Genomic DNA, 2,076 nt, shown 5'->3' on the forward strand with positions numbered 1-2,076 from the left:
AATACGAATTTAAATCGAAAGCTACCTCCCTTTGGGGAGGTTTAGTTCAACACGCTATATATTTCATGGCGGGTTTAGGGCTGAAGTTTTAAGATTATGGCAAATAAATTAGTATATTCGTTGGCAGAAAGATTAGGGCTGAGAAATCCGCCACGTAATTATATAGCCACACGTTGGCACCAATTAAGAATGCACAGTATCGTAGACTTGAAATATTTTAGTATATTGTATCATGTTAAATGAAAAATTCTTAAATATTGAATTTACAGACCTTATTGACATTGAAACAATTCAACGCTTTCAGGATTCTTTCTCTGATGCAACAGGGGTTGCCTCTGTAATTACCAAACCTGACGGAACTCCTATTACTAAACCGAGTAACTTTTGCAGCTTATGCTTGTTGATACGAAAAACAAAAAAAGGTTTATCAAATTGCTATAATTCTGATGCTGTCATTGGTAGGCAAAATCAGGAAGGACCTATCTATCAAAAATGTTTAAGTGGTGGACTTTGGGATGGGGGTGCGAGTATTTCCGTTGATGGTAAACATATTGCAAATTGGCTCATTGGTCAGGTTCTAAATAAGGACTCGGATGAAAAGAGAATATTAAAGTATGCAAAAGAAATCGGTGCAGATGAGAATGAGTTTAAGAATGAATTGCAAAAGGTAACAAGAATGCCATTGGAGCAATTTAAAAAAGTGGTTAACTCATTATTTATTTTTGCAAATGAACTTTCTGATAAAGCATATCAAAATTTACAATTAAAAATACATCAAGAACACTTAGAGATTCTAGTAAAAGAAAAAACTGAAGAGCTTGAAGCAGCAATAGAGGAATTAAGGGCAACAAATGAAGAGTTGCATGATAAAAGCGAAATAATAAATAAACAAAACCAATCGTTAAAAACAACATTAAATGAACTAAAGGAAGCGCAAGCACAACTTATTCAATCTGAAAAAATGGCATCATTAGGTATTCTTACTGCAGGTGTTGCCCATGAAATTAACAATCCCTTAAACTATATTATGGGGGCTTACGTGGGTTTAAATAAAATTCACTCTCAAAAATCGTATCAAGACAATTCTGAAACACTATCCGTTTTGATAGATAGTTTAAAAACAGGAGTTGACAGAGCAGCAAATATAGTTACTGGACTAAACTATTTTAGCCGAAATAGCAAATCGCTAAATGAGGATTGTGAAATACATTCGATAATAGATAATTGTTTAACAATGTTACACAATCAGACAAAACATCGCATATCTGTCAAGAAAGACTACTGTGATTCTGAGATATTAATAACTGGTAATTCGGGTAAACTACATCAAGTTTTTCTTAATGTTTTAAGCAATGCCGTTCAAGCTATTCATCAAAAAGGGGAGATTACTATTGGAACCAAAACAACTCATGACAACATAGAAGTTACAGTAAAGGATAATGGCGAAGGTATAAGTTCTGAAAATCTAAAGAAAATTACAGACCCATTTTTCACGACAAAACAACCAGGAAAAGGAACCGGATTGGGTTTGTCAATATGCTACAACATTATTAAAGAGCATAAAGGAGAGTTATCGTTCAAATCGAAATTAGGCAAAGGAACTACAGTAATAATATCACTATCAAAAACGACTTGATTATGGAAGAAAAGACAAAAATTATATACGTTGACGATGAAGAAGTTAATACAACATTATTTAAAATTAATTTTTCAGGAAAATATAATGTATTAACGGGTTATAGTGGTTTAGATGGATTGAAATTATTAGATGAGAATCCTGACACAAAAGTAATAATAAGCGATATGAAAATGCCCAATATGAATGGGATAGAGTTTATACAAAAAGCAAAGGCGAAATATCCTAACAAAAGATTTTATATTCTGACTGGATTTGAAATTACAGAAGAAATAAGAAAAGCCCTTGATAATGGATTAATTCATAAATACTTTAAAAAGCCCTTTAATTTAAATGAGATTGAAACAGCAATTAATGAAGCTTGATTGCGATAATAACTGGTGCCAACAATTAAGCATCGTTTTCAGCCCTAAGCCGTGGAGCTAAGCATTTGCTTATGG

At 32.7% G+C, this 2,076-nt stretch carries 2 protein-coding genes; both read left to right on the plus strand.

The features are described 5' to 3' along the window. Positions 1-232 precede the first annotated feature (232 nt). Positions 233-1,636, plus strand: coding sequence for a PocR ligand-binding domain-containing protein (locus tag HNS38_RS19950; protein WP_172346994.1), 1,404 nt, complete (start codon positions 233-235; stop codon positions 1,634-1,636). A 2-nt stretch (positions 1,637-1,638) separates the two neighbouring features. After that, entirely contained in the window at positions 1,639-2,001 is a 363-nt protein-coding gene (locus HNS38_RS19955) for a response regulator (protein ID WP_172346995.1), read from the plus strand. Positions 2,002-2,076: the final 75 nt, after the last annotated feature.

Origin of the sequence: Lentimicrobium sp. L6 (genome assembly GCF_013166655.1) — a bacterium.
Classification (GTDB): Bacteria; Bacteroidota; Bacteroidia; order Bacteroidales; family UBA12170; genus UBA12170.